Below are 18,856 nucleotides of genomic sequence, written 5' to 3'. Positions count from 1 at the left end.
CCTGACTTGGAAGAGTTGATCTCTCCTTGCATCCTCCATAAAGAGATGTATACTGATGAAAATTCAGGGACGGTTCCGAGGTGCGGGATGGCGTGGCGAAAAGCAATTGCTGTGAACCAGTTGAAGCCCGGCGGAGTCGCGCGCGTCGAGATCGACGGCAAACCGGTTGCGCTCTATCTGCTTGATGGCGAAGTGTTCGCCACGCACGGCATATGCACGCATGCGCTCGCCTTTCTTGCCGATGGATTCGTCGACGGCGGCACGATCGAGTGCCCGCTGCACCAGGGTATCTTCGATATCAGATCGGGAAAGGCGCTTTGCTCGCCGGTCACGCAGGACCTCGAGACCTACGCGGTCAAGGTCAGGGATGGCGAGGTATTTGTCGATCTCGATGGAAACAAGAAGGCTGCGCCGAAGGATCAGGCGGAGGCCTGCACCCCCAGGGGGGCGCCGTCCCGCGGGGCGGTCGTCGTCGTGGGCGCCGGTCAGGCGGCTGCAGTGGCAATTCGCAGCATGCGTGCCAGTGGCTTCACCGGCACGATCAATCTCGTCGGCAGGGAGCAGCACCTGCCGTACGAACGTCCACCGCTTTCAAAGGACATTCTCCTTGGAAAAGCGGCGATCGAATCCTGCCGGCGTCTGGCTGAGGCCGATGTTGCTTCTCTCGACATCAAGACCCATCTCGGGTGCTCCGTTGCCCGGATCGATCCGGCCGCCAGGATCGCATTCCTGAGTAACGGGACCGAGCTTCGATATGATGCGCTTCTGCTGGCGACCGGCGGCGTTCCGCGGCGGCTTTCCATTGCCGGCGCCGATCTGCCGGGAGTGCACTATCTGCGCACGATCGAGGATGCCAACTCCATCAGGCAATCGCTTGCAGGCGCGAAGCGTCTCGTTATCGTCGGCGGCGGCTTCATCGGTCTTGAACTTGCTTCCGTCGCTGCGACGCTCGGGGTCACCACCGTCCTCCTCGAACGCGAAGCCGAACTGATGGCCCGCGTGCTGCCTCCATCATTGGGACGCAGCTTTCGCTCCCTTGCTGAGCGCCACGGCGTCTCGGTTCTGCGGGGTGTACAGGTTCAGGATATCCGCCGCGACGGTGAGGGTCTGGTGGTCAATACCTCCGCCGGCGCTTTCGCTGCAGATACCATCTGCGTCGGTGTCGGGTTGGCCCCCGAGACGGAACTGGCGGCCGCGGCCGGCTGCGAGGTGGATGGCGGCATCGTTGTCGACGCAGAGCAAAGGACCAGCATCGCGGGAATCTGGGCAGCGGGCGACTGCGCACTGCATTGCCGTCCGGTCAAGGGGAGCTCCCGCCGTTTTGAGAGTTGGCACAATGCGGAGCAGCAAGGTGCAGCCGCAGGGCAATCGATTGCCGGGGCGCCGCCGAACGCGGATGCGCAGGCTCCCTGGTTCTGGACCGACCAGTTCGGCCTGAACATTCAGATACTCGGGGTCTCGTCACCGGGCGACAAGGTCGCGCTCACAGGCCGCGATGGCGAACCTGGTGCTGTCTACCGCACGATTGATCCGGACACCGGACGGCTTACCAGCGTGGTCGCGTTTTCCGATCCCGCCGCGATACGGCAGGCGCGCAAGGAGCTCGAAAACCCTGACATGTTCGATATCGCCAAGGTTTCCGCTGCTCTGCTCACGAGTGACGGCAAAGAGGAGAATACCCAGGTGGTGAACGAGAGGTCGGTGACGACGACGTCGAAGCAATTCGTCTGGCCATCCGAGGGGCTCACCAGGGTGCCTGATTGGGTCTACACGGACAACGACATCTACCGGCGCGAAGTCGAAAAGATCTTTCACGGGCGAACATGGAATTACGTCGCGCTGGAGAGCGAGATTCCCGAAATTGGCGATTTCATCCGATCGAATGTAGGGCCGACGCCCGTCGTCGTATCGCGCGCCGAGGACGGTTCGATCAACGTCTTCGAGAATCGCTGTGCTCATCGCGCGGCCGAGTTCTGTCGCGAGCTCAGCGGCAACGCCAAGGAGTTCGTCTGTCCCTATCATCAGTGGTCCTACGACCTGAAGGGCAATCTGGCGGGGGTGCCGTTCCGCCGGGGGGTCGACGGCAAGGGCGGAATGCCGCGCGATTTCAAGAATGCAGACCATGGGCTGAGGCAGCTGAAAGTCACGACCCATCGTGGTGTCGTGTTCGCGTCGTACTGCGACGACATGGAGCCGTTGGCCGAATATCTCGGACCGGAGATTCTCCGCGAGTTCGAGGCGACCTTCGACGGGCGGAAGCCCAAGGTGCTCGGTCACTATCGCCACAGTCTTCCGGGAAACTGGAAGCTCTATCACGAGAACCTCAAGGACCCGTATCACGCAACGTTGCTGCACACGTTCCTGGTGACGTTCGGCCTGCTGGTGGCCGGCAACAAGTCGTCGATGATCGCCGACCCCTCCGGCCGGCACGGCGTGATGGCATCGGCGAAGTCGGACGTCAGCAAGCTCGACGACAACACCAAGAAGGAGATGCGCGCCTACAAGGAAGGCATGCAGCTCGAGGAGCCGCGCTTCATGGATTTCGTCAATGAGTTCGACAGTCCCTGGTCGGTGACCATGACGACGATCTGGCCTAATCTCATCGTGCAACGGGAGATGAACACCCTGGGCGTTCGGCAGATCGTCCCGACGGGACCGAACGAGTTCATCATGAAGTGGACCATGTTCGGCTTCGAGGGTGACGATGAGGAAATGACCCGTCATCGGTTGCGGCAAGGCAATCTGATGGGGCCGGCAGGCTTCCTTGGCCTCGAAGACAATGAAGCCATCAAGTTCGTGCAGGACGGCATGCTTGCGGTCCCCGATGGCCAACATGTGGTCGAACTGGACCCCGGGGTCGGCACCGCAGACACCTTGATCTCCGAGGCGTCGATACGCGCGATGTATCAGCATTGGCGCAGCGCGATGGAACTCTAACGAGAGATGCGGGCTATTCAGATGTTGGCCACCGATCCCACCTACACGGCACAAATTCACCAGCTGCTGCTTCGGAATGCAATCGAGCAGTTCAACTGCGAATATGCGGCCGCCCTCGACGAGCAGCGGCTCTCGGACTGGAGCGAGATGTTCACGCCAGACGCCAGCTATGTCGTTTTGTCGCGCGAGAACGAGGATCGCGGCCACCCGGTCGGTCTCATCTATTGCGAGAACAGGGGCATGATTCGCGATCGGGCGTTCGCGCTGGAGAAAACCGCCATGTTTGCGCCGCGGTACCTTCGTCACTTGATCAGCAATTTGCAGCTGCTCGGCGAAGATGAGCACGGAAACATCAAGGCCCGGGCGAACTATATCGTCCTGCAAGTCCTGTTCGATCGCCCTGACGCGACCATTCACCAGGTCGGAACCTATCACGACGTGTTTCGGCGTTCCGACGAGGGCCTCAAGCTCAAGCAGCGCCGCTGCGTTTACGACAATCTGCTTGTTCCCAACGCGCTTTGCATTCCGGTGTAGAGCCGCTTGCGATCAGGGGGCAATCACTGTGACCTTCGTTACGTCGGGAACGTTTTGGCAGAGCGCATGAGAGGATCATCATGAGCGGGGACGGTGCGGTCGGTGAAGGTATCGGGGCGCGAGCGCGGCGCAAGGAGGATGCCCGGCACTTGCGCGGCCGGGGCCGGTTCGTCGGTGACATCCACATGCCGGGGCTGCGGGAAGTGGCATTCCTGCGCAGTCCAGTCGCGCATGCGAGGATACTGTCGAAGACGAAATCGCCGGATCACGCCGTCGATACCTTTTTCTCCGAAGACCTCGTCGGTGTCGCGCCGATCGTGACGCGATCGTCCATTCCCGGCTACAAGGTCTCGCAATATCCGATCCTGGCCACCGACAAGGTGCGCTTCGTCGGCGAGCCCGTTGCCATGTGCGTGGCAAAAAATCGCGCGATCGCGGAAGACCTGATCGAGCAAGTCGAGGTCGGCTACGACGAACTGCCGGCGATCGCTTCTTGCGCGGGCGGTCGTCGTGATAACTCGGAACTCCTGCATCCGGAGTGGGGCGATAATCTGTTCCTGGAGACCTTCTTCGACAGCGGCGTCGATGAGGTCATCGCACGCGCGCCGGTCTCGGTCGAGCTCGAGATGTCATGCGCCCGACAGGCGATGCATCCGATGGAAGGCAAGGGCGTGCTGGCCTGGTGGGATGATCGCGCCGATCAGCTTGTGGTGCACACCTCCACCCAGGTGCCGCACTTGATACGAGCCGGGCTCGCCGAGTGTCTCGGGATTGCGCAGGCGCAAATCAGGGTCGCCCCGCCGGACGTCGGAGGTGGCTTCGGCTACAAGTGCCTGTTGCAGCCCGAGGAGGTTGCCGTCGCCTGGCTGGCTGCGACCTTTAAGAAGCCATTCCGCTGGACCGAGGACCGCAGGGAGCATCTCGTCGCCGGCGCCAACGCACGGCAGCACGAATACCATATCAAAGCCTATGCTGACGCGCAGGGGCGGCTTCTCGCGCTGGACGCGGAAGTGTCCGTCGACACCGGCGCTTACTCGGTGTGGCCGTTCACCGCCTGCCTGGAAGCTGCGCAGGCCGGAGGAAACCTGCCCGGACCGTATCATCTGGCTGCCTACCGGTGCCGTACCTATTCGGTTGCGACCAACAAGCCGCCTTTCGCGCCGTATCGCGGTGTCGCGCGGCCGGGCGTCTGCTTTGCAATGGAGCAGGTCATTGACGCGATCGCGCAGAAGGTCGGCCGCGAAGCATGGGAGGTCCGCCGGGACAATCTGGTCCCGGCTTCGGCGATGCCTTACACCAACATCACGAACAAGCATTACGACTCCGGTGACTATCCGGAGGCGCTCGTTGCCGCCAAGGACATGATCGGTCTCGAGGCATTCCGCGCAGGGCCAAGGCGCGACGACAAGGGGCGTTATCTCGGCATCGGGTTTGCCAGTTTCACGGAGCAGTCCGCACACGGCACCAAGGTGTTTGCGTCCTGGGGATTGCCGCTGGTGCCGGGGTTCGATCAGGCGCATGTGAAGCTGACGCCGGACGGTGCGCTGGAGGTCGCGGCGGGCATCCATACCATCGGGCAGGGTCTGGAGACGACGCTGGCGCAGATCGCTCATGAACAGACCCGTGTTCCGCTCAAGCACATCAGGGTCACGCTCGGCGACACGGCGATGACCCCGTTCTCGACCGGTGCCTATGCATCGCGCGGGATCGTGATGTCGGGCGGTGCGGTCTCGCGGGCCGCCGAGGTCGTCGCGGGCCGGATCAAGTCGATTGCCGCCCATCTGCTGCAAGTCGAGCCGGCCGCCGTCGGATTTGCCGAGGGGCGGATCTTTGCGGCGAATGCCAGTGTCTCCTACGAGGATGTCGGACGCGCCTGGTATCTTCGGCCGGATCAGCTTCCCGAGACCGTGAACACGGCAGGTCTCGAGGCGACCGAAGGATACAAGCCGGACGTCGATACGGGCGTGTTTTCGTACGCCACGCACGCCGTTCGGCTCGCAGTTGATGCCGAGACCGGTCTTGTCGAGATCCTCGACTATGCGATCGTCGAGGATTGTGGACGCATGGTCAATCCGATGATTGTCGAGGGGCAGACCTATGGAGGGGCCGCGCAAGGTATCGGCACCGCGCTGTTCGAAGAGAGCCCGTACGACGACAACGCCCAACCGCTGGCCTCGACGCTGCTCGATTATATTCTGCCTGGTCCGACCGAGCTGCCGAGCTTCCGCATCGACCATCGAGAGACGCTGTCGCCTTACTCTGCTCACGGAATCAAGGGCGTCGGCGAGGGCGGAGCGATTGCGCCGCCCGCTGCGATCGTCAACGCGATCAACGATGCCTTGTCGCCGCTCAACGCTGCGATACGCCAGGTACCTGCGAGCCCACGGCGGATCCGTGAGGCCATTCGGCGCGCGCGTCCGTCGCAGGCGGTAGCTCCTGAAGCGGGCGCAGAGCGATGAAGTCGTCGGCATTCGAACTCAAGCATGCACGGACCCTCGGTGAGGCAACCGAACTCCTCGCTGCGGCCGATGGCGATGCCAAGGTGCTGGCTGGCGGCCAGTCGTTGGTACCGATGCTGAACCTGCGATTAGCCCGGCCCAAACTCTTGGTCGACATCAAGCGCGCGTCCGGCTTTCGCGAGCTTGCGGCTGACGACAGAGTGTTCTCGATCGGCGCCGGATGGACCCATGCCGAGATCGAAGATGGTGTCCTGGAGGACCCGACGCGCGGGTTGCTACGACTGGTCGCACACGGAATTGCCTACAGAGCGGTGCGCAATCGCGGCACCATGGGCGGAAGCCTGGCGCATGCCGATCCGGCTGCAGACTGGGTCTCGACGCTGGCGGCACTCGGTGCCACGATCGTCGTCCAGGGCGGCGGCGTGCCGCCGAAGCGCCATGCCGCCGAGAGCTTCGTCGACGGAGCGTTTACGACGAGGCTCGGCGAGAGCGAAGTAATTTCCACGATCGAAGTCCCGCGGCTGTCGGCGGATGCATCCTGGGCCTATCACAAGATTTGCCGCAAGACCGGTGAATTCGCCAATGCGATCGGCGTTGTCGTTCTCGATCCGAAGGCGGGTCTCCAACGGGTGCTTGCCGGTGCGACCAGCGGTTCGCCGGCACTCCTGCCTGATACTGCCGCACGTCTCGCGGAGGCGGGGCCACGCGCGGCATGTGAGAACGTCGCAGAGGAGATTCGCGACGTTCTGCCGAATCTTGATCTCGACACGCAGGAATTGCACGCGGTCGCGGTTCGCCGGGCTTTGGCAACCTTGGGTGAAGGACAGCGCCGATGACGCAGGTGTCGATGACGGTCAATGGAGGCGCCGTCGTGGCGGACGTCGAGCCGCGCACGCTCTTGGCCGACTTCCTGCGCGGCGAGATGCAACTCACCGGAACGCATCTCGGATGCGAGCAGGGTGTCTGCGGCGCCTGTACCGTTGTGCTCGACGGCAGGATCCAGCGATCGTGCATCACATTTGCCGCCGATTGCAACGGCGCCAACGTCACCACGATCGAAGGCTTTGACGACGATCCAACCATGCAGGAACTGCGCGAGGCGTTTTCCGAGCACCACGCCCTGCAATGCGGCTTCTGCACACCGGGAATGTTGACGACGGCACGGGATATCGTGCTTCGGCTCGGCGATATCGATGAGCGCGCCCTGCGCGAGGAGCTTTCCGGCAATCTCTGCCGGTGCACCGGTTATGTCGGGATCGTCGCCGCGGTCAAGAAAGTCGCCGCAGGGAAGAAGCCCGACGTCGCGGCGGCTGTGGCGCCGGTCGTCGGCAGGCTCGAGGGTTCGAGGTCGCCGTCTGCGCCGTCGTCACAACAGACAACCGGCCCGGCAACGCGCACGTCGACACAAGCCATGGCGTCATCGGTTGGTGGATCCGCGGGCAGCACGTCAATTGAGGAGCGGGTGCGGGTGGCTGCGCCGGCCGAAAAGGTTTGGAGCCTGCTTTCGGACCTCCAACGGGTGGTCCCGTGTGTGCCCGGAGCCGAGATCACGTCACTCCACGGCGAAGATCTTGTCGGCAAGGTCAGGATCGCACTGGGCCCGATCAAGGTCACTTTCAACGGCCAGGCGAAGGTCGGGATGGATCCCGCCAAGCGGGAGGGATGGCTGACCGGCCGCGGGCGTGATGCCGGGCAGGGCTCGTCCGCAGAGGGTAGCGCGCGCTGGACCGTCGTCGCTGACGGGGCAAGCGCGTCTGTGATTGCGGTCGTCCTGACCTGGAAGCTGAGTGGGCCGCTCGCGCAATTCAACCGAGCCGGACTGGTGCATGACGTTGTGCGTCGGTTGGCGGCGACATTCGCGGAGAATCTCGAAGCCGCCATTACCGGGGCGGCTCCGCCTCGCCGAAAGGCGCTCGGTGGCCTCGGATTGATCTGGTCCGTCATCAAGGCGCGCTTGTTCTCAGGGAGCTAGGGCCGCCGAGGCGGCCCCATCGACCGTACAACTGCCAGGCTTACTCCTGTAATAGAGATGTATACTGATTAAAATTAGGTCGCTTCCGGCTATTCATCCCGGTCGGCCGTCGACTTCCGCCGTCCGGATGCTGAGTTGCTCTCGGGCAGGCTGTATTTGCTGTTGCCCTCGATCAATTCGGTCACCATCGCCAGAAACGCGGCCCTGAACTCGGGCCGCAGGGGCGCGACGAAGCGATCCTGCGCACGGCGCATGCTGTCGTACATCTTGTCGGCGACCGCCTCGCCCTCCTTGGTCAGGAAGGCCACCATCGAACGCCGGTCGGTTTGGCTGCGTTCACGCCGCACCAGGCCGCGTTCCGACAGGCGGTTCAGAACATCTGCTACATTCGTGCGATCGATGCCCACTTCACCACCCAGCGTCACCTGATCGATCCCGGGGTTGTTGAGCAGGGTCGTGATCAGGCCGTACTGCACCGGCGTGATGCCGAATTCCTGGCACTCCTCAAGGAAGATCGCCGAGTGGATCTGATGGAGCCGGCGGACCAGATAGCCTGGGCGCGATGCCAGTGGCATCCGCGCCATCTCCACCTTGACCTCGGACCTCGTGGAATTGGTGGATGATTGCTTCTTCAACGTGCATTCCTTCCATTCTTTAAGCCGTCCGCGGTCAGCAAATGAGCCGAAGGCCCCTTGACGGGCGATCTAATTACTCAGTATACATCTCTTTATCGCGAACGGTACTGCCGATTCCAGGATTGACCTGAGAATAACAACAATAAGATGGCGGCGCGCGAGGCAAACGGAGGATGGCTCATGAACAGGCTCGCATCATCAATTTTCGCGCTGACCCTCATATCTGGTCTGGGGCCGGCCAAGGCTGGCCCGGACGCCGTGACGATCGGTGTCCTCAACGACCTTAGTGGCGTGTACTCGGATCTCGGCGGGCCCGGCTCCGTTGCGGCCGCGGAAATCGCGGTGGAGGAGTTCGGGCCAACCGTGACCGGCAAGCCGATCAAGCTGATGTCGGGAGACCACCAGAACAAGGCCGATGTCGGCTCGCAGCTGGCGCGCCGATGGTTCGACGTTGACCACGTCGACATGGTGATCGACTTCCCCAACTCGGGCGTGGCGCTGGCCGTGCAGGAGGTCGCAAGAGCGAAGAAGAAGATCGCGATCTACTCCACGGCCGCAACCATGGACCTCACCGGCAAGGCCTGTTCGCCGACCGGGTTTCAATGGACCTACGACAATTATTCGAATGCTGCGGGCGTCGCCTCTGCGCTCGTGAAGAAGGGGTTCGACACCTGGTATTTCCTGACGGTCGACTATGCGTTCGGTCTTTCGCTCGAGGCGGAAGCCTCGAAAGCCGTCAAGGCCGCCGGCGGCAAGGTGGTCGGCGCCGCGCGCCATCCGCTGAACACACCGGATTTCTCCTCCTTCCTGCTCCAGGCTCAATCCTCCAAGGCAAAAGTCATCGCGTTCGCCAACGCCGGAGGCGACACGGTCAATGCCGTGAAGCAAGCCAATGAATTCCAGATCGTGCAAGGCGGGCAGACGATCGTCACGCCGGTCACGTTCATCACCGACGTGCACAGTCTCGGTCTTCAGGTCGCTCAGGGGCTTACCTTCGTGACCGGCTACTACTGGGATCTGAACGACCAGACCCGCGCGTTCGCGGAGAAATTCTACAAGAAGCGTAAAGCGATGCCGACGATGGCGCAGGCTGGCGTCTATTCCGGCGTGCTCCACTACCTGAAGGCGGTGAAGGAGGCCGGCACCGACGACGGAATGGCGGTCGCCGAAAAGATGCGCGAGCTGCCTGTGCGCGATGCCTTTACGCAGACCGGTTCGGTGCGAGCCGACGGACGGATGATCCACGACATGTACCTCGTCGAGGTGAAGAAGCCGTCGGAGTCGAAGGCGCCGTGGGACTACTACAAGGTTCTGGCGACCATTCCTGCGGCCGAGGCGTTCAAGCCTCTGGCTGAAAGCGAATGCCCGCTGGTGAAGTAACAGTCAGGGCCGTCCCGGTCGCGTCCGTCCCAACCGTGACCGGGATCCGCGTATGTCGAGATCCGCAAGGAGCAATTCATGTCGTCCAGAATCCGCAAGATCGCGCTTGAGGAGCACTTCACGGCGCCGGGCTTCGAGGAATACTCGAAGGTCTTCACCAAGCACATGGACTCCGCGGCGCAATCAAAGCTGTCGTCCCAACTCAGGGACTTCGAAGATTTGCGGCTGGGCGAGATGGACCGGGCCGGAATCGACAAGGTCGTTTTGTCGCAGACCGGACCAGGCGTTCAGGGCGAAACCAACATAGACGTTGCCATCCGGCGCGCTGCCGAAGGCAATGACTATTTGGCGCAGCAGATTCAGCGGCATCCGGCTCGTTATGCCGGCTTCGCATCGCTGCCGATGCATTCCCCGAAGGCGGCTGCGAGCGAACTGACCCGTGCCGTCGAAGTTCTCGGATTCAAGGGAGCTCTGGTCAACGGCCATACCGGCGGGATCTACTATGATGATCCGGCCTACGATGCGTTCTGGGAGCGGATGCAACATTTGGACGTGCCGCTCTACCTGCATCCGACGGACCCAAGCCCGGTTCCGAAAGCCTATGACGGCCATCCTGAACTCACCGGCGCAGTGTGGGGGTGGGGCGTCGAAACCGCGACCCATGCGCTCAGATTGCTGTTCGGGGGAATCTTCGATCGCTTTCCGCGGTTGAAGATCATCCTCGGCCATATGGGTGAGGGGCTGCCGATGCTGCTCTGGCGGTTCGACAGCCGGTTCGCCGTTTACCCGCATGGCGTTCGGCTTGCGCACAAGCCGTCCGAATACTTCGGACGCAATATCTTCATCACGACGTCAGGCGTCTGCTCGTCTGCGGCGCTTGCCTGCGCGCTTGCCGAGATGGGCAACGACGCCGTCATGTTTTCGGTCGACTACCCCTACGAGTCGACGGCAATTGCCGCGGATTTCATCGAACGGGCACCGATATCCGAGGACGTCCGCGTGCAGGTCTGCTCGCGCAACGCCGAACGCATTCTGAAGCTGGCCTGATCGGCCGAGGAGACACCACATGCACAAGGTCTATCGCATCGGTCAGATCGTTCCGAGCTCGAACACGACCATGGAGACTGAAATTCCCGCGATGCTCAATGCGCATTCGCTCGCGCATGGCACGCGCTTCACCTTCCATTCGAGTCGGATGCGGATGAAGACGGTCAAGAAGGAAGAGCTCGCGGCGATGGACAGCGAGTCCGATCGCTGCGCGCTCGAGCTCTCGGATGCGCGTGTCGACGTCCTCGGCTACGCCTGCCTGGTCGCGATCATGAGCATGGGGAAGTCGTATCACCGCGTCTCGCAGCAGCGGCTCCATGGTCGCACGGTCGAGAACGGCGCGCCGGCTCCCGTTGTGACCAGCGCCGGCGCCCTGGTTGATGCGCTGCATGTCATCGGCGCCAAGCGCATTGCCGTCGTCGCGCCATATATGAAGCCGCTGACGCAGCTCGTCATCGACTACATCGAGCATGAGGGGATCAAGGTCTCCGATTCCCGCGCGCTTGAGATTCCGGACAACATCATGGTCGGTCGGCACGACCCGGCGAACCTGCCGAAGATCGTGGCGGGGATGGACCTCAAGGATGCCGACGCGGTCGTCTTGTCAGCGTGCGTGCAGATGCCGTCGTTGCCTTCGATCGCCGAGGTCGAGGCAAGAACCGGCAAACCTGTGATCACCGCGGCGGTGGCGACCACTTACGCCATGCTGACGGCGCTCGACCTCAACACGCGAGTGCCGGGCGCCGGCGCATTGCTCTCGGGCGCCTTTGGCAACAATGCAGCGGCCACTCCCAACGCAAAGCTGCAGGTCGCCGGATGAGTACATTTCGATACGGCGCAAACGTCCAGGCCAACGGCGTGCGGCTGCACTATTTGCTCTACGGGCAGGCGCGAGCGGGGCGTGATCCGGTCATCATCCTGCCGGGCATCACCAGTCCAGCCATCACCTGGGGGTTCGTCGGCGAGCGGTTTGGACGCCAGTTCGAGACCTATGTTCTCGATATCAGGGGCCGGGGGCTGTCGCAATCTGGCCCCATGCTCGACTACAGTTTGGACGCGCAGGCCGCCGATCTGGCCGCGCTGGCTGCGGCGTTGAAACTGCCGCGATATACCGTGGTCGGCCACTCGATGGGGGCCCGCATTGCCGTACGTGCGGCACGCAGCGGATTGCCCGGACTGGCCGGACTCGTCCTGTTGGATCCGCCGGTCTCGGGACCGGGCCGGCGCGCCTATCCGGCGAAGCTCGATTGGTACGTCGATTCCATCCGGCTCGCGGTCGCCGGTTGCAACGCTGAAAAGATGCGGGCGTTCTGCCCGACCTGGACCGAGGATCAATTGAGGCTGCGTGCGGAGTGGCTACACACCTGCGACGAGCGCGCGGTGCGCGAGAGCTTTGACGGATTCCACAATGACGACATTCACAGCGATCTCGGGAGGATCAACGTTCCCGTCCGACTGATCGCTGCAGGACGTGGTGACGTCATTCGCGATGAGGATATCGCCGAAATCCAGCGGCTGTTGCCGAGCGCTTCGGCCACGCGCGTCGTCGACGCAGGACATATGATTCCATGGGATGACGAGGCGGGATTCTATGCTGCTTTCGAGGAGTTTCTTGGCGCCCGCTTGGACGCCGCAATCAGCAAGGAGAAGCAACATGTCGGTCAGTGATCACGATCTGATACAGGCCTGGAAGCAGGTTCTCTCGTTGTCCAAGCTGGAGCGAGGCCAACTCGTCACTGTGCTCACCAGTTCGTCGACGCATCCGCAGACCCTGTCGACCGCGATTCTCGCGGCTGCATCGATGGGTGCAATCGTCAACCGGCTCGATCTGCTTCCGGTCAACGGCGAGAAGGCTCTGAGCCGCGACTCGCTGGCCTATCTCGGGACGACACCCCTGACCGGGAATCGCGCGGCGATCGCTGCACTGAAGGAGAGCGACCTCGTCCTGGACCTCATGACCCTGCTGTTCTCGCCCGAGCAGCACGACATCCTGAAGGCGGGCACGAAAATCCTGCTGGCTGTCGAACCACCGGAAGTCCTGGTTCGGATGGTACCGACAATGGCCGACCGTGCGCGCGTCACCGCCGCGAGTGCGAAGCTCGGCAAGGCGAAGGAGATGCATGTGACGTCGCCGGCCGGCACGGACGTCCGCTTCAAGCTCGGTCAGTTCCCGGCCATCAGCGAATATGGCTTCGTCGACGAGCCCGGGCGGTGGGATCATTGGCCGAGCGGCTTCGCCTTGACCTGGGCCAATGAGGGCGAGGCCGATGGAACGATCGTGATGGAGCGGGGCGATATCCTGCTCCCGATGAAGTCCTACATCCAGGATCGTATCCACTTTGGGATCGAGAAGGGCTTTGTGACCTCGATCGAGGGCGGCGTCGATGCCGAGATTTTGAGCGAGTACATGGCCTCGTACAACGATCGAGACGCATATGCGATGTCGCATATCGGCTGGGGACTGCAGCCGAGAGCCAAGTGGTCGACGCTCGGTCTCTATGATCGCGAGGCCACGATCGGCATGGATGCGCGGGCGTTCGAGGGCAATTTCCTGTTCTCGTTCGGGCCGAACAACGAGGCCGGCGGGAGCCGCACAACGGCCTGCCACATTGATATTCCGATGCGGAATTGCACGATTGCGCTCGACGGGGAGGAGGTCGTCCGAAACGGAAAGGTGCTCGATGGCGGACCGGTTCGTGAGGCCGCCGAATGACCGACGATACGTCGACATATCGCCGGCAGGGCTTCGGTCAGGACCTGGACCTCGATGCACCGTTCGGGTTGCTGATCGTCGATTTCGTCAACGGATTTCTCGATCCCGCCGTTTTCGGCGGCGGCAACATCGCTGCCGCGATGGAGAGGACGGTCGGACTGCTGGATGAAGCACGCCGGCGAAGGTGGCCGGTTGCGCATTCGAGGATCGTATTCGCCGACGACGATGCCGACCGCAACGTGTTCGCGATGAAGGTGCCGGGGCTGCTCACGCTGAAGGAGTCGTCCTCCAACAGTGCGATCGTTCCGCAGCTTGCGCCGAAGCCGGGTGAGCTGGTCGTCCGAAAGACCGTGCCGTCGGCATTCTTTGCGACAGGACTGGGACCATGGCTGACGCAGCGTGGCGTCCGCACGCTTGTGATCGCCGGTTGCGTGACCAGCGGTTGCGTCCGCTCAAGCGTCGTTGACGCGATGTCGCTGGGCTTCCTTCCGCTCGTGGTCGGGGATTGCGTCGGGGACCGTGCGATCGGTCCGCACGAGGCGAACCTGTTCGACATGTCGGAGAAGTACGCGGTCGTCATGGACCTGGCCGATACCTTGAAGCTCTTGGAATCCAGGACTGCTGGTTCTGCCGTTGTGAGCGGCAGCGCAGGCATCAGCTAGCGATATCGACGCCTGCTCGGCGGCAGAATCGACTGCGCAATAGCCGGCGATCGTGCCCGCACGTTTCGACGACAAGCTCCCTGCCCATCCCGCGTCTCCGCGGGATTTTTTTTGCCCGCGCTGGTCGAGATTTGACACAGATGTCAGTCGTCAGGCGTCGATCAGGGTCTATAATTCGTTTGTGTACTGATGAAATATTGGTGCATCCAACTTGTCCTGAATCGGGTTATGTCGCGGAATATATGCTTATTTCGGCTGAATAGAACCCGCGTCGATTCCGTATTGTCTGCTGTCGCAAAAGTGATATGCTCAGTATACATCTCAATTACACAACATAAGATGAGAGGTGAGGGGACGATGACGGACACGCTGCATTCTGCGCGCGCCATTGGCGCGACTTCCGCAATGACCGCCGAGGAGAAGAAGGTCGTACTGGCATCGTCCTTTGGCGCGCTGCTCGAATGGTACGACTTCTACATCTACGCGGCCCTTGCCGTTCAGCTCGGGCACCTGTTCTTTCCGAAGGGCAATGAGACGGCGGCATTCCTCGCAAGCCTCGCAACGTTTGGCGCCGGCTTCCTCATTCGCCCGATCGGGGCGCTGTTCTTCGGCCGCCTGGGGGACATGGTCGGACGCAAGAAGACGTTTCTGGTGACCATCATCCTCATGGGCGTCGCCACGGTTGGCGTGGGATTGCTCCCGACCTACGATCAAATCGGCATCGCCGCGACGTACGGGCTCGTGCTTTGCCGCTTGCTGCAGGGTCTGGCGCTTGGCGGCGAAGTTGGCGGAGCCGTGACCTATGTCGCGGAGCACTCGCCGGTCAACCGGCGTGGCGCGTACACCAGCTCACTTCAGACCACAGCGACGCTTGGGCTTCTGAGCTCCATTATCGTCGTCTTCGGGTTGAAGCTCATTCTTTCCGATGCGCAGTTCCACGATTGGGGCTGGCGTCTGCCATTCGTGCTGTCGCTGCTGTTGCTGGTCGTATCGGTCTACTTCCGGGCGAAGTTGCATGAATCGCCCACGTTCCAGCGCATGAAGGCTGCCGGCGCAACGTCCAAGGCGCCGGTCACGGAGAGCTTTACACACGCCGCGAACCTCAAATACGTCGTCCTGTTGTTCGTCGTTGCTGCAGGCCTTGGCGCGATCTTCGGCACCGGACACTTCTATTCGATGTTCTTTCTCAACAAGACCCTGAAAGTGCCGATGGACGACGTGCAATTGCTGATCGGGCCGGCCCTCGTGGTGGTCACGCCGCTGTATGTCTTCTTCGGCTGGTTGTCCGATCGCATCGGCCGCAAGCCCATCATGGCGATGGCCTGCTTGCTTGCGGCTGTCACCATCCAGCCGATCTTCAAAGGCCTGACGCACTATGCAAATCCTGCCCTGGAGCGCTTCCTCGAGAGCACCGATATTGTCGTCACGGCGCGCGACTGCAATTTCCGTCTGTTTGCCGAGGCGACCACGGAATGCGACAAGATCACCGGCTTTCTGACTGATCTTGGCGTTCAATATCGATCGGAGCCAGCAGCCCCGGGCGCACCGACCACGGTCAAGATCGCGGGACAGGTCGTCGAAGGCTTCAACCCCGACAGCCTCAGGAAGGCGTTGGTCTCGGCGGGATGGCCGTCGTCCGCCGATCTTTCGAAGATCAACCGCCCCGCGGTATTCGGGCTTCTGTTCGTGCTCGTGCTCTATCTGGCGATGGTATACGGCCCGATGGCGGCCTTCATGGTCGAACTGTTTCCGGCGCGCATTCGATATACGTCCCTCTCGTTTCCGTTCCATGTGGGCGCCGGCTGGGTCGGAGGCATGCTGTCCTTCGTCGTCACGGCGATGAATGTGTATTCCGGCAATCCGTACTTTGGATTGTGGTATCCGGTGATCGTGTCTGGCTTCGCCTTTGTTGTTGCGATCTGCTTCGTGCCGGAGACGCGTGGCCGTCCGTTGGATTGAAGCTGCGATGGCGGACGATGGCGTTTGCCACCGTCCGCCTGCGTCGTTACTGCGAGACCAGCTCACAGCCACCTTCGCCGAGCGGGCGAAAGGCCTGCTCGGCGGGAATCGTCGCGACGATGTCGTAGTAGTCCCATCGTCGGCTCGACGCCGCCGGTGTCTTGACGCGCGCCAGGTACATGTCGTGCACGAACTGGCCGTCGGTACGGACCATGCCGCGAGCGAACGCGTCGGTTACCGGCAATTCGCGTATCTTGGCCGCGACAGCGAGGCCATCGTCGGAATTTGCGGCCTGCACCGCACGCAAATAGTGACGCACGGCTGAATAGACGCCGGCCTGGGTCATGGTCGGCATCCGCCCAACCTTCTCAAAGAACCTGTTGGCCCACGCCCGCGACTCGGCATCGCGGTCCCAGTAATACGCGGTGACGAACTGCAGGTTCTGCGCGGCCGCAAGGCCCATCGCGTCGACGTCGGTGAGGAAAACGGTCGGCGCCACCAATGCCTGTCCGCGGGTGATGCCGAACTCGGCGGCCTGCTTCACCGAGTTGGTCATGTCGGCGCCGGCGTTGGCCAGCGCGATCACCTTGGCGCCGGACGCCTGCGCCTGCAGCAGCACCGAACTGAAGTCGGCGGTGTTGAGCGGGTGGCGCACCTCGCCGATCACCTTGCCGCCGCCGCTCTCGACCGCGCGGCGCATGTCGGCGGCGAAGGCGTGGCCGAACGAATAGTCCACCGTGATCAGGAACCAGCTGTCGAGCTTCTGCGCGGTGAGCGCCCGTGCGAGGCCGTAGCCGTTGGTATAGCTCGTGTAGACCCACTGGAACGAGGTGCGGGTGCAAGCCTTGCCGGTGAAGTCCGAGGAGGCCGACGCGTTCAGCACAATCTTGTTGCGTTCCTTGGCGAGCGCGGTCACCGCGAAACCGACGCCGGAATTGGAGATGTCGGCAACGGCATCGACTTTCTCGGTGTCGAACCAGCGCCGCACGATGCCAAGTCCGATGTCCGGCTTGTTCTGGTGATCGGCCGAGACGATCTCGATCGGCACGCCGCCGATGCTGTTGCCGAATTCCTCCGCCGCCATCTTCGCTGCGATGACCGAGCCTTCGCCGCCGAGGTCGGCATAGGCGCCGGAGCGGTCGTTGAGGACTCCGATGCGGATCACATTGTCGGACATCGCGGCGTGCGCGACGTGAATGTGCAGCAACGTCGCGGTCATCGCCGCCCATAAGGCCCTGAGAGTCGTTGTCATGGTCGGGTGCTCCTCCGGAGGTCGTTGTTTGCGGTTTGGTTTTGTTGCGTGGTACGCAATTCGCTTGTGCATCGATGCGGAGAACTGCCGGGAATTTCCAGAAGTCTCAACATCGGGCGCAATAAAATTGCTTGTAGAGCAATTTTTATTGACAAGGAAGCAAATTCAAGAGAGGGTCGGAGCAATGAAGACGCAGGACGAGACGCTGGCGAGGCTTGGAGCACGCATTCGCTCGCTGCGGGAGGAACGTGGCATGAAGCTGAAGGATCTGGCCGACAGCACCGGGCTGTCCGACGCCTTCGTGTCGCGCCTCGAGCGCGGCCAGGTGTCGAGCTCCGTTGCCAACCTGATCCAGATCGCGCAGGCGCTCGACATTGGCGTCAGTGAATTGTTCGCCGCACCGCAGGACCAGTCGCGCAGCCACGTCACGCTGCATCGCCATGGTGACGATGGTGAGGACCAGAGCATCCCGAGCACCGGCTATCGCTGGCGCTTGTTCGCGGGCGGCATGCCGAACGATGATCTGGAGGTGTTTCACCTCTCGTTCCCGCGCAAGAACCGGATGGACCTGATGGTGTCGCATCCGGGACAGGAATACTGCTACGTGATCAGCGGTCGCATCCGCTTCCACGTCGGCGCCGAGGTGTTCGATCTCGCGCCCGGTGAAGGCATTTTCCTCAATTCCGAGCTGCCGCACCGCGCCGACAACATCAGCGAGGATGAAGCGCGCATCCTGATGGTGGTCGCGAAGTCGCCGCAGAAGGTCGAGCATTTCGACTGGTGGCGCGTGCCGAGCGCCGCCGCCCCACATCGATCACCCAAGAGCAAGCCCCAAGGAGACTGATCCATGCAGACCGCAACCGCGACCGGCAGGCACCTGCCGTATGAGGCGAAGCACATCGACGATGTGGAGTGGGAGACCATCCGCTGGCCTGGCGAGACCGGCAAGATGCTGTTCCACCCGCGGCCGGAGCGGCCGACCGAGCCGAACGCAGGCATCCTGCGGCTGGAGCCTGGCGCGCATCATCCGATCCACAATCACGAGTTCGCGCAGGTCTGGTACATCCTGAGCGGCGAATTCAGGATCGACGACAATCTCTACACGCCGGGCACGATGATCTTTCATCCGGATCCGCATTTCGAAGGCAAGTTCGAGACCGCGACCGGCGGCGATATCCTGATCGTGCAATATCCCGGTCCGACCACCGGCGGGCGGCCGATCTATGCGGGGCGCTTCAACATGGAGCAGCGTCGCGATATCGCCGAAGAACGCACCGATCTCTGATCGATCGACGCAACGGACGAC

General features: G+C 62.4%; 16 protein-coding genes. 14 read left to right on the top strand and 2 right to left on the bottom strand.

Features of this window, described 5'->3' with window-relative positions:
• The first annotated feature begins 6 nt into the window (after positions 1 to 6).
• From ACE103_RS32340 to ACE103_RS32320, 5 genes are all read left to right on the top strand, one after another.
• Complete coding sequence (locus ACE103_RS32340; RefSeq protein WP_375776349.1) at positions 7 to 2,937, top strand: FAD-dependent oxidoreductase; 2,931 nt, start codon at positions 7 to 9, stop codon at positions 2,935 to 2,937.
• Between the two features lie 21 nt (positions 2,938 to 2,958).
• Complete coding sequence (locus tag ACE103_RS32335) at positions 2,959 to 3,471, top strand: aromatic-ring-hydroxylating dioxygenase subunit beta (RefSeq protein ID WP_375776348.1); 513 nt, start codon at positions 2,959 to 2,961, stop codon at positions 3,469 to 3,471.
• Positions 3,472 to 3,551: 80 nt separating this feature from the next.
• Positions 3,552 to 5,930, top strand: a complete 2,379-nt coding sequence (locus tag ACE103_RS32330; RefSeq protein WP_375776347.1) for a xanthine dehydrogenase family protein molybdopterin-binding subunit — start codon at positions 3,552 to 3,554, stop codon at positions 5,928 to 5,930.
• On the top strand, positions 5,927 to 6,766 hold the full coding sequence (locus ACE103_RS32325) for an FAD binding domain-containing protein (protein ID WP_375776346.1): 840 nt from the start codon (positions 5,927 to 5,929) through the stop codon (positions 6,764 to 6,766). The genes ACE103_RS32330 and ACE103_RS32325 overlap by 4 nt, the downstream gene beginning before the upstream one ends.
• Positions 6,763 to 7,902 carry a 2Fe-2S iron-sulfur cluster-binding protein gene (locus ACE103_RS32320; RefSeq protein WP_375776345.1) on the top strand — a complete coding sequence of 380 codons (1,140 nt, stop codon included), beginning with the start codon at positions 6,763 to 6,765 and terminating at the stop codon, positions 7,900 to 7,902. Before ACE103_RS32325 ends, ACE103_RS32320 begins: the two co-directional genes overlap by 4 nt.
• An 89-nt stretch (positions 7,903 to 7,991) precedes the next feature.
• Here the strand turns inward: ACE103_RS32320 and ACE103_RS32315 are convergent, their stop codons facing one another.
• Positions 7,992 to 8,477: a MarR family winged helix-turn-helix transcriptional regulator gene (locus ACE103_RS32315; RefSeq protein WP_375776344.1), complete on the bottom strand. Its 486-nt coding sequence runs from the start codon at positions 8,475 to 8,477 to the stop codon at positions 7,992 to 7,994.
• Positions 8,478 to 8,717: 240 nt separating this feature from the next.
• Here ACE103_RS32315 and ACE103_RS32310 point away from each other — a divergent pair, with 240 nt between their 5' ends.
• The 7 genes from ACE103_RS32310 to ACE103_RS32280 all read left to right on the top strand — a co-directional run bounded on the left by ACE103_RS32310 (position 8,718) and on the right by ACE103_RS32280 (position 16,298).
• A complete protein-coding gene (locus ACE103_RS32310; RefSeq protein ID WP_375776343.1) occupies positions 8,718 to 9,917 on the top strand; it encodes an ABC transporter substrate-binding protein in 1,200 nt (399 codons plus the stop codon).
• Between the two features lie 78 nt (positions 9,918 to 9,995).
• Positions 9,996 to 10,964, top strand: coding sequence for an amidohydrolase family protein (locus tag ACE103_RS32305; protein WP_375776342.1), 969 nt, complete (start codon positions 9,996 to 9,998; stop codon positions 10,962 to 10,964).
• A gap of 19 nt (positions 10,965 to 10,983) precedes the next feature.
• On the top strand, positions 10,984 to 11,784 hold the full coding sequence (locus ACE103_RS32300; protein ID WP_275945294.1) for an Asp/Glu racemase: 801 nt from the start codon (positions 10,984 to 10,986) through the stop codon (positions 11,782 to 11,784).
• Entirely contained in the window at positions 11,781 to 12,632 is an 852-nt protein-coding gene (locus tag ACE103_RS32295; protein WP_375776341.1) for an alpha/beta fold hydrolase, read from the top strand. The genes ACE103_RS32300 and ACE103_RS32295 overlap by 4 nt, the downstream gene beginning before the upstream one ends.
• Positions 12,619 to 13,677 carry a 2,5-dihydroxypyridine 5,6-dioxygenase gene (locus ACE103_RS32290; RefSeq protein ID WP_375776340.1) on the top strand — a complete coding sequence of 353 codons (1,059 nt, stop codon included), beginning with the start codon at positions 12,619 to 12,621 and terminating at the stop codon, positions 13,675 to 13,677. Before ACE103_RS32295 ends, ACE103_RS32290 begins: the two co-directional genes overlap by 14 nt.
• Positions 13,674 to 14,339 carry an isochorismatase family protein gene (locus ACE103_RS32285; RefSeq protein WP_375776339.1) on the top strand — a complete coding sequence of 222 codons (666 nt, stop codon included), beginning with the start codon at positions 13,674 to 13,676 and terminating at the stop codon, positions 14,337 to 14,339. Before ACE103_RS32290 ends, ACE103_RS32285 begins: the two co-directional genes overlap by 4 nt.
• A 282-nt stretch (positions 14,340 to 14,621) precedes the next feature.
• A complete protein-coding gene (locus tag ACE103_RS32280; RefSeq protein ID WP_375776338.1) occupies positions 14,622 to 16,298 on the top strand; it encodes an MFS transporter in 1,677 nt (558 codons plus the stop codon).
• Between the two features lie 46 nt (positions 16,299 to 16,344).
• Here ACE103_RS32280 and ACE103_RS32275 read toward each other — a convergent pair whose 3' ends face one another.
• Positions 16,345 to 17,517, bottom strand: a complete 1,173-nt coding sequence (locus ACE103_RS32275; protein ID WP_375781227.1) for an ABC transporter substrate-binding protein — start codon at positions 17,515 to 17,517, stop codon at positions 16,345 to 16,347.
• A gap of 61 nt (positions 17,518 to 17,578) precedes the next feature.
• Between ACE103_RS32275 and ACE103_RS32270 the strand changes: the two genes are divergently transcribed.
• Positions 17,579 to 18,394: a helix-turn-helix domain-containing protein gene (locus tag ACE103_RS32270; RefSeq protein ID WP_375776337.1), complete on the top strand. Its 816-nt coding sequence runs from the start codon at positions 17,579 to 17,581 to the stop codon at positions 18,392 to 18,394.
• A gap of 3 nt (positions 18,395 to 18,397) precedes the next feature.
• Positions 18,398 to 18,835 (top strand): cupin domain-containing protein, encoded by a 438-nt coding sequence (locus tag ACE103_RS32265; protein ID WP_092116247.1) that lies wholly within the window; start codon positions 18,398 to 18,400, stop codon positions 18,833 to 18,835.
• The last annotated feature ends 21 nt before the right edge of the window (positions 18,836 to 18,856 follow it).

Origin of the sequence: Bradyrhizobium sp. ma5 (assembly GCF_042258955.1) — a bacterium.
In the GTDB taxonomy this organism is placed as follows: Bacteria; Pseudomonadota; Alphaproteobacteria; order Rhizobiales; family Xanthobacteraceae; genus Bradyrhizobium.
This window is presented reverse-complemented; position numbering and strand designations above follow the sequence as displayed.

Coding starts and splice junctions, on each gene's coding strand:
- ACE103_RS32290 (WP_375776340.1), top strand. CDS start 12,619: ATGTCGGTCAGTGATCACGATCTGATACAGGCCTGGAAGCAGGTTCTC.
- ACE103_RS32305 (WP_375776342.1), top strand. CDS start 9,996: ATGTCGTCCAGAATCCGCAAGATCGCGCTTGAGGAGCACTTCACGGCG.
- ACE103_RS32335 (WP_375776348.1), top strand. CDS start 2,959: ATGTTGGCCACCGATCCCACCTACACGGCACAAATTCACCAGCTGCTG.
- ACE103_RS32310 (WP_375776343.1), top strand. CDS start 8,718: ATGAACAGGCTCGCATCATCAATTTTCGCGCTGACCCTCATATCTGGT.
- ACE103_RS32275 (WP_375781227.1), bottom strand. CDS start 17,517: ATGACCGCGACGTTGCTGCACATTCACGTCGCGCACGCCGCGATGTCC.
- ACE103_RS32325 (WP_375776346.1), top strand. CDS start 5,927: ATGAAGTCGTCGGCATTCGAACTCAAGCATGCACGGACCCTCGGTGAG.
- ACE103_RS32320 (WP_375776345.1), top strand. CDS start 6,763: ATGACGCAGGTGTCGATGACGGTCAATGGAGGCGCCGTCGTGGCGGAC.
- ACE103_RS32285 (WP_375776339.1), top strand. CDS start 13,674: ATGACCGACGATACGTCGACATATCGCCGGCAGGGCTTCGGTCAGGAC.
- ACE103_RS32330 (WP_375776347.1), top strand. CDS start 3,552: ATGAGCGGGGACGGTGCGGTCGGTGAAGGTATCGGGGCGCGAGCGCGG.
- ACE103_RS32315 (WP_375776344.1), bottom strand. CDS start 8,477: ATGCCACTGGCATCGCGCCCAGGCTATCTGGTCCGCCGGCTCCATCAG.
- ACE103_RS32300 (WP_275945294.1), top strand. CDS start 10,984: ATGCACAAGGTCTATCGCATCGGTCAGATCGTTCCGAGCTCGAACACG.
- ACE103_RS32295 (WP_375776341.1), top strand. CDS start 11,781: ATGAGTACATTTCGATACGGCGCAAACGTCCAGGCCAACGGCGTGCGG.
- ACE103_RS32265 (WP_092116247.1), top strand. CDS start 18,398: ATGCAGACCGCAACCGCGACCGGCAGGCACCTGCCGTATGAGGCGAAG.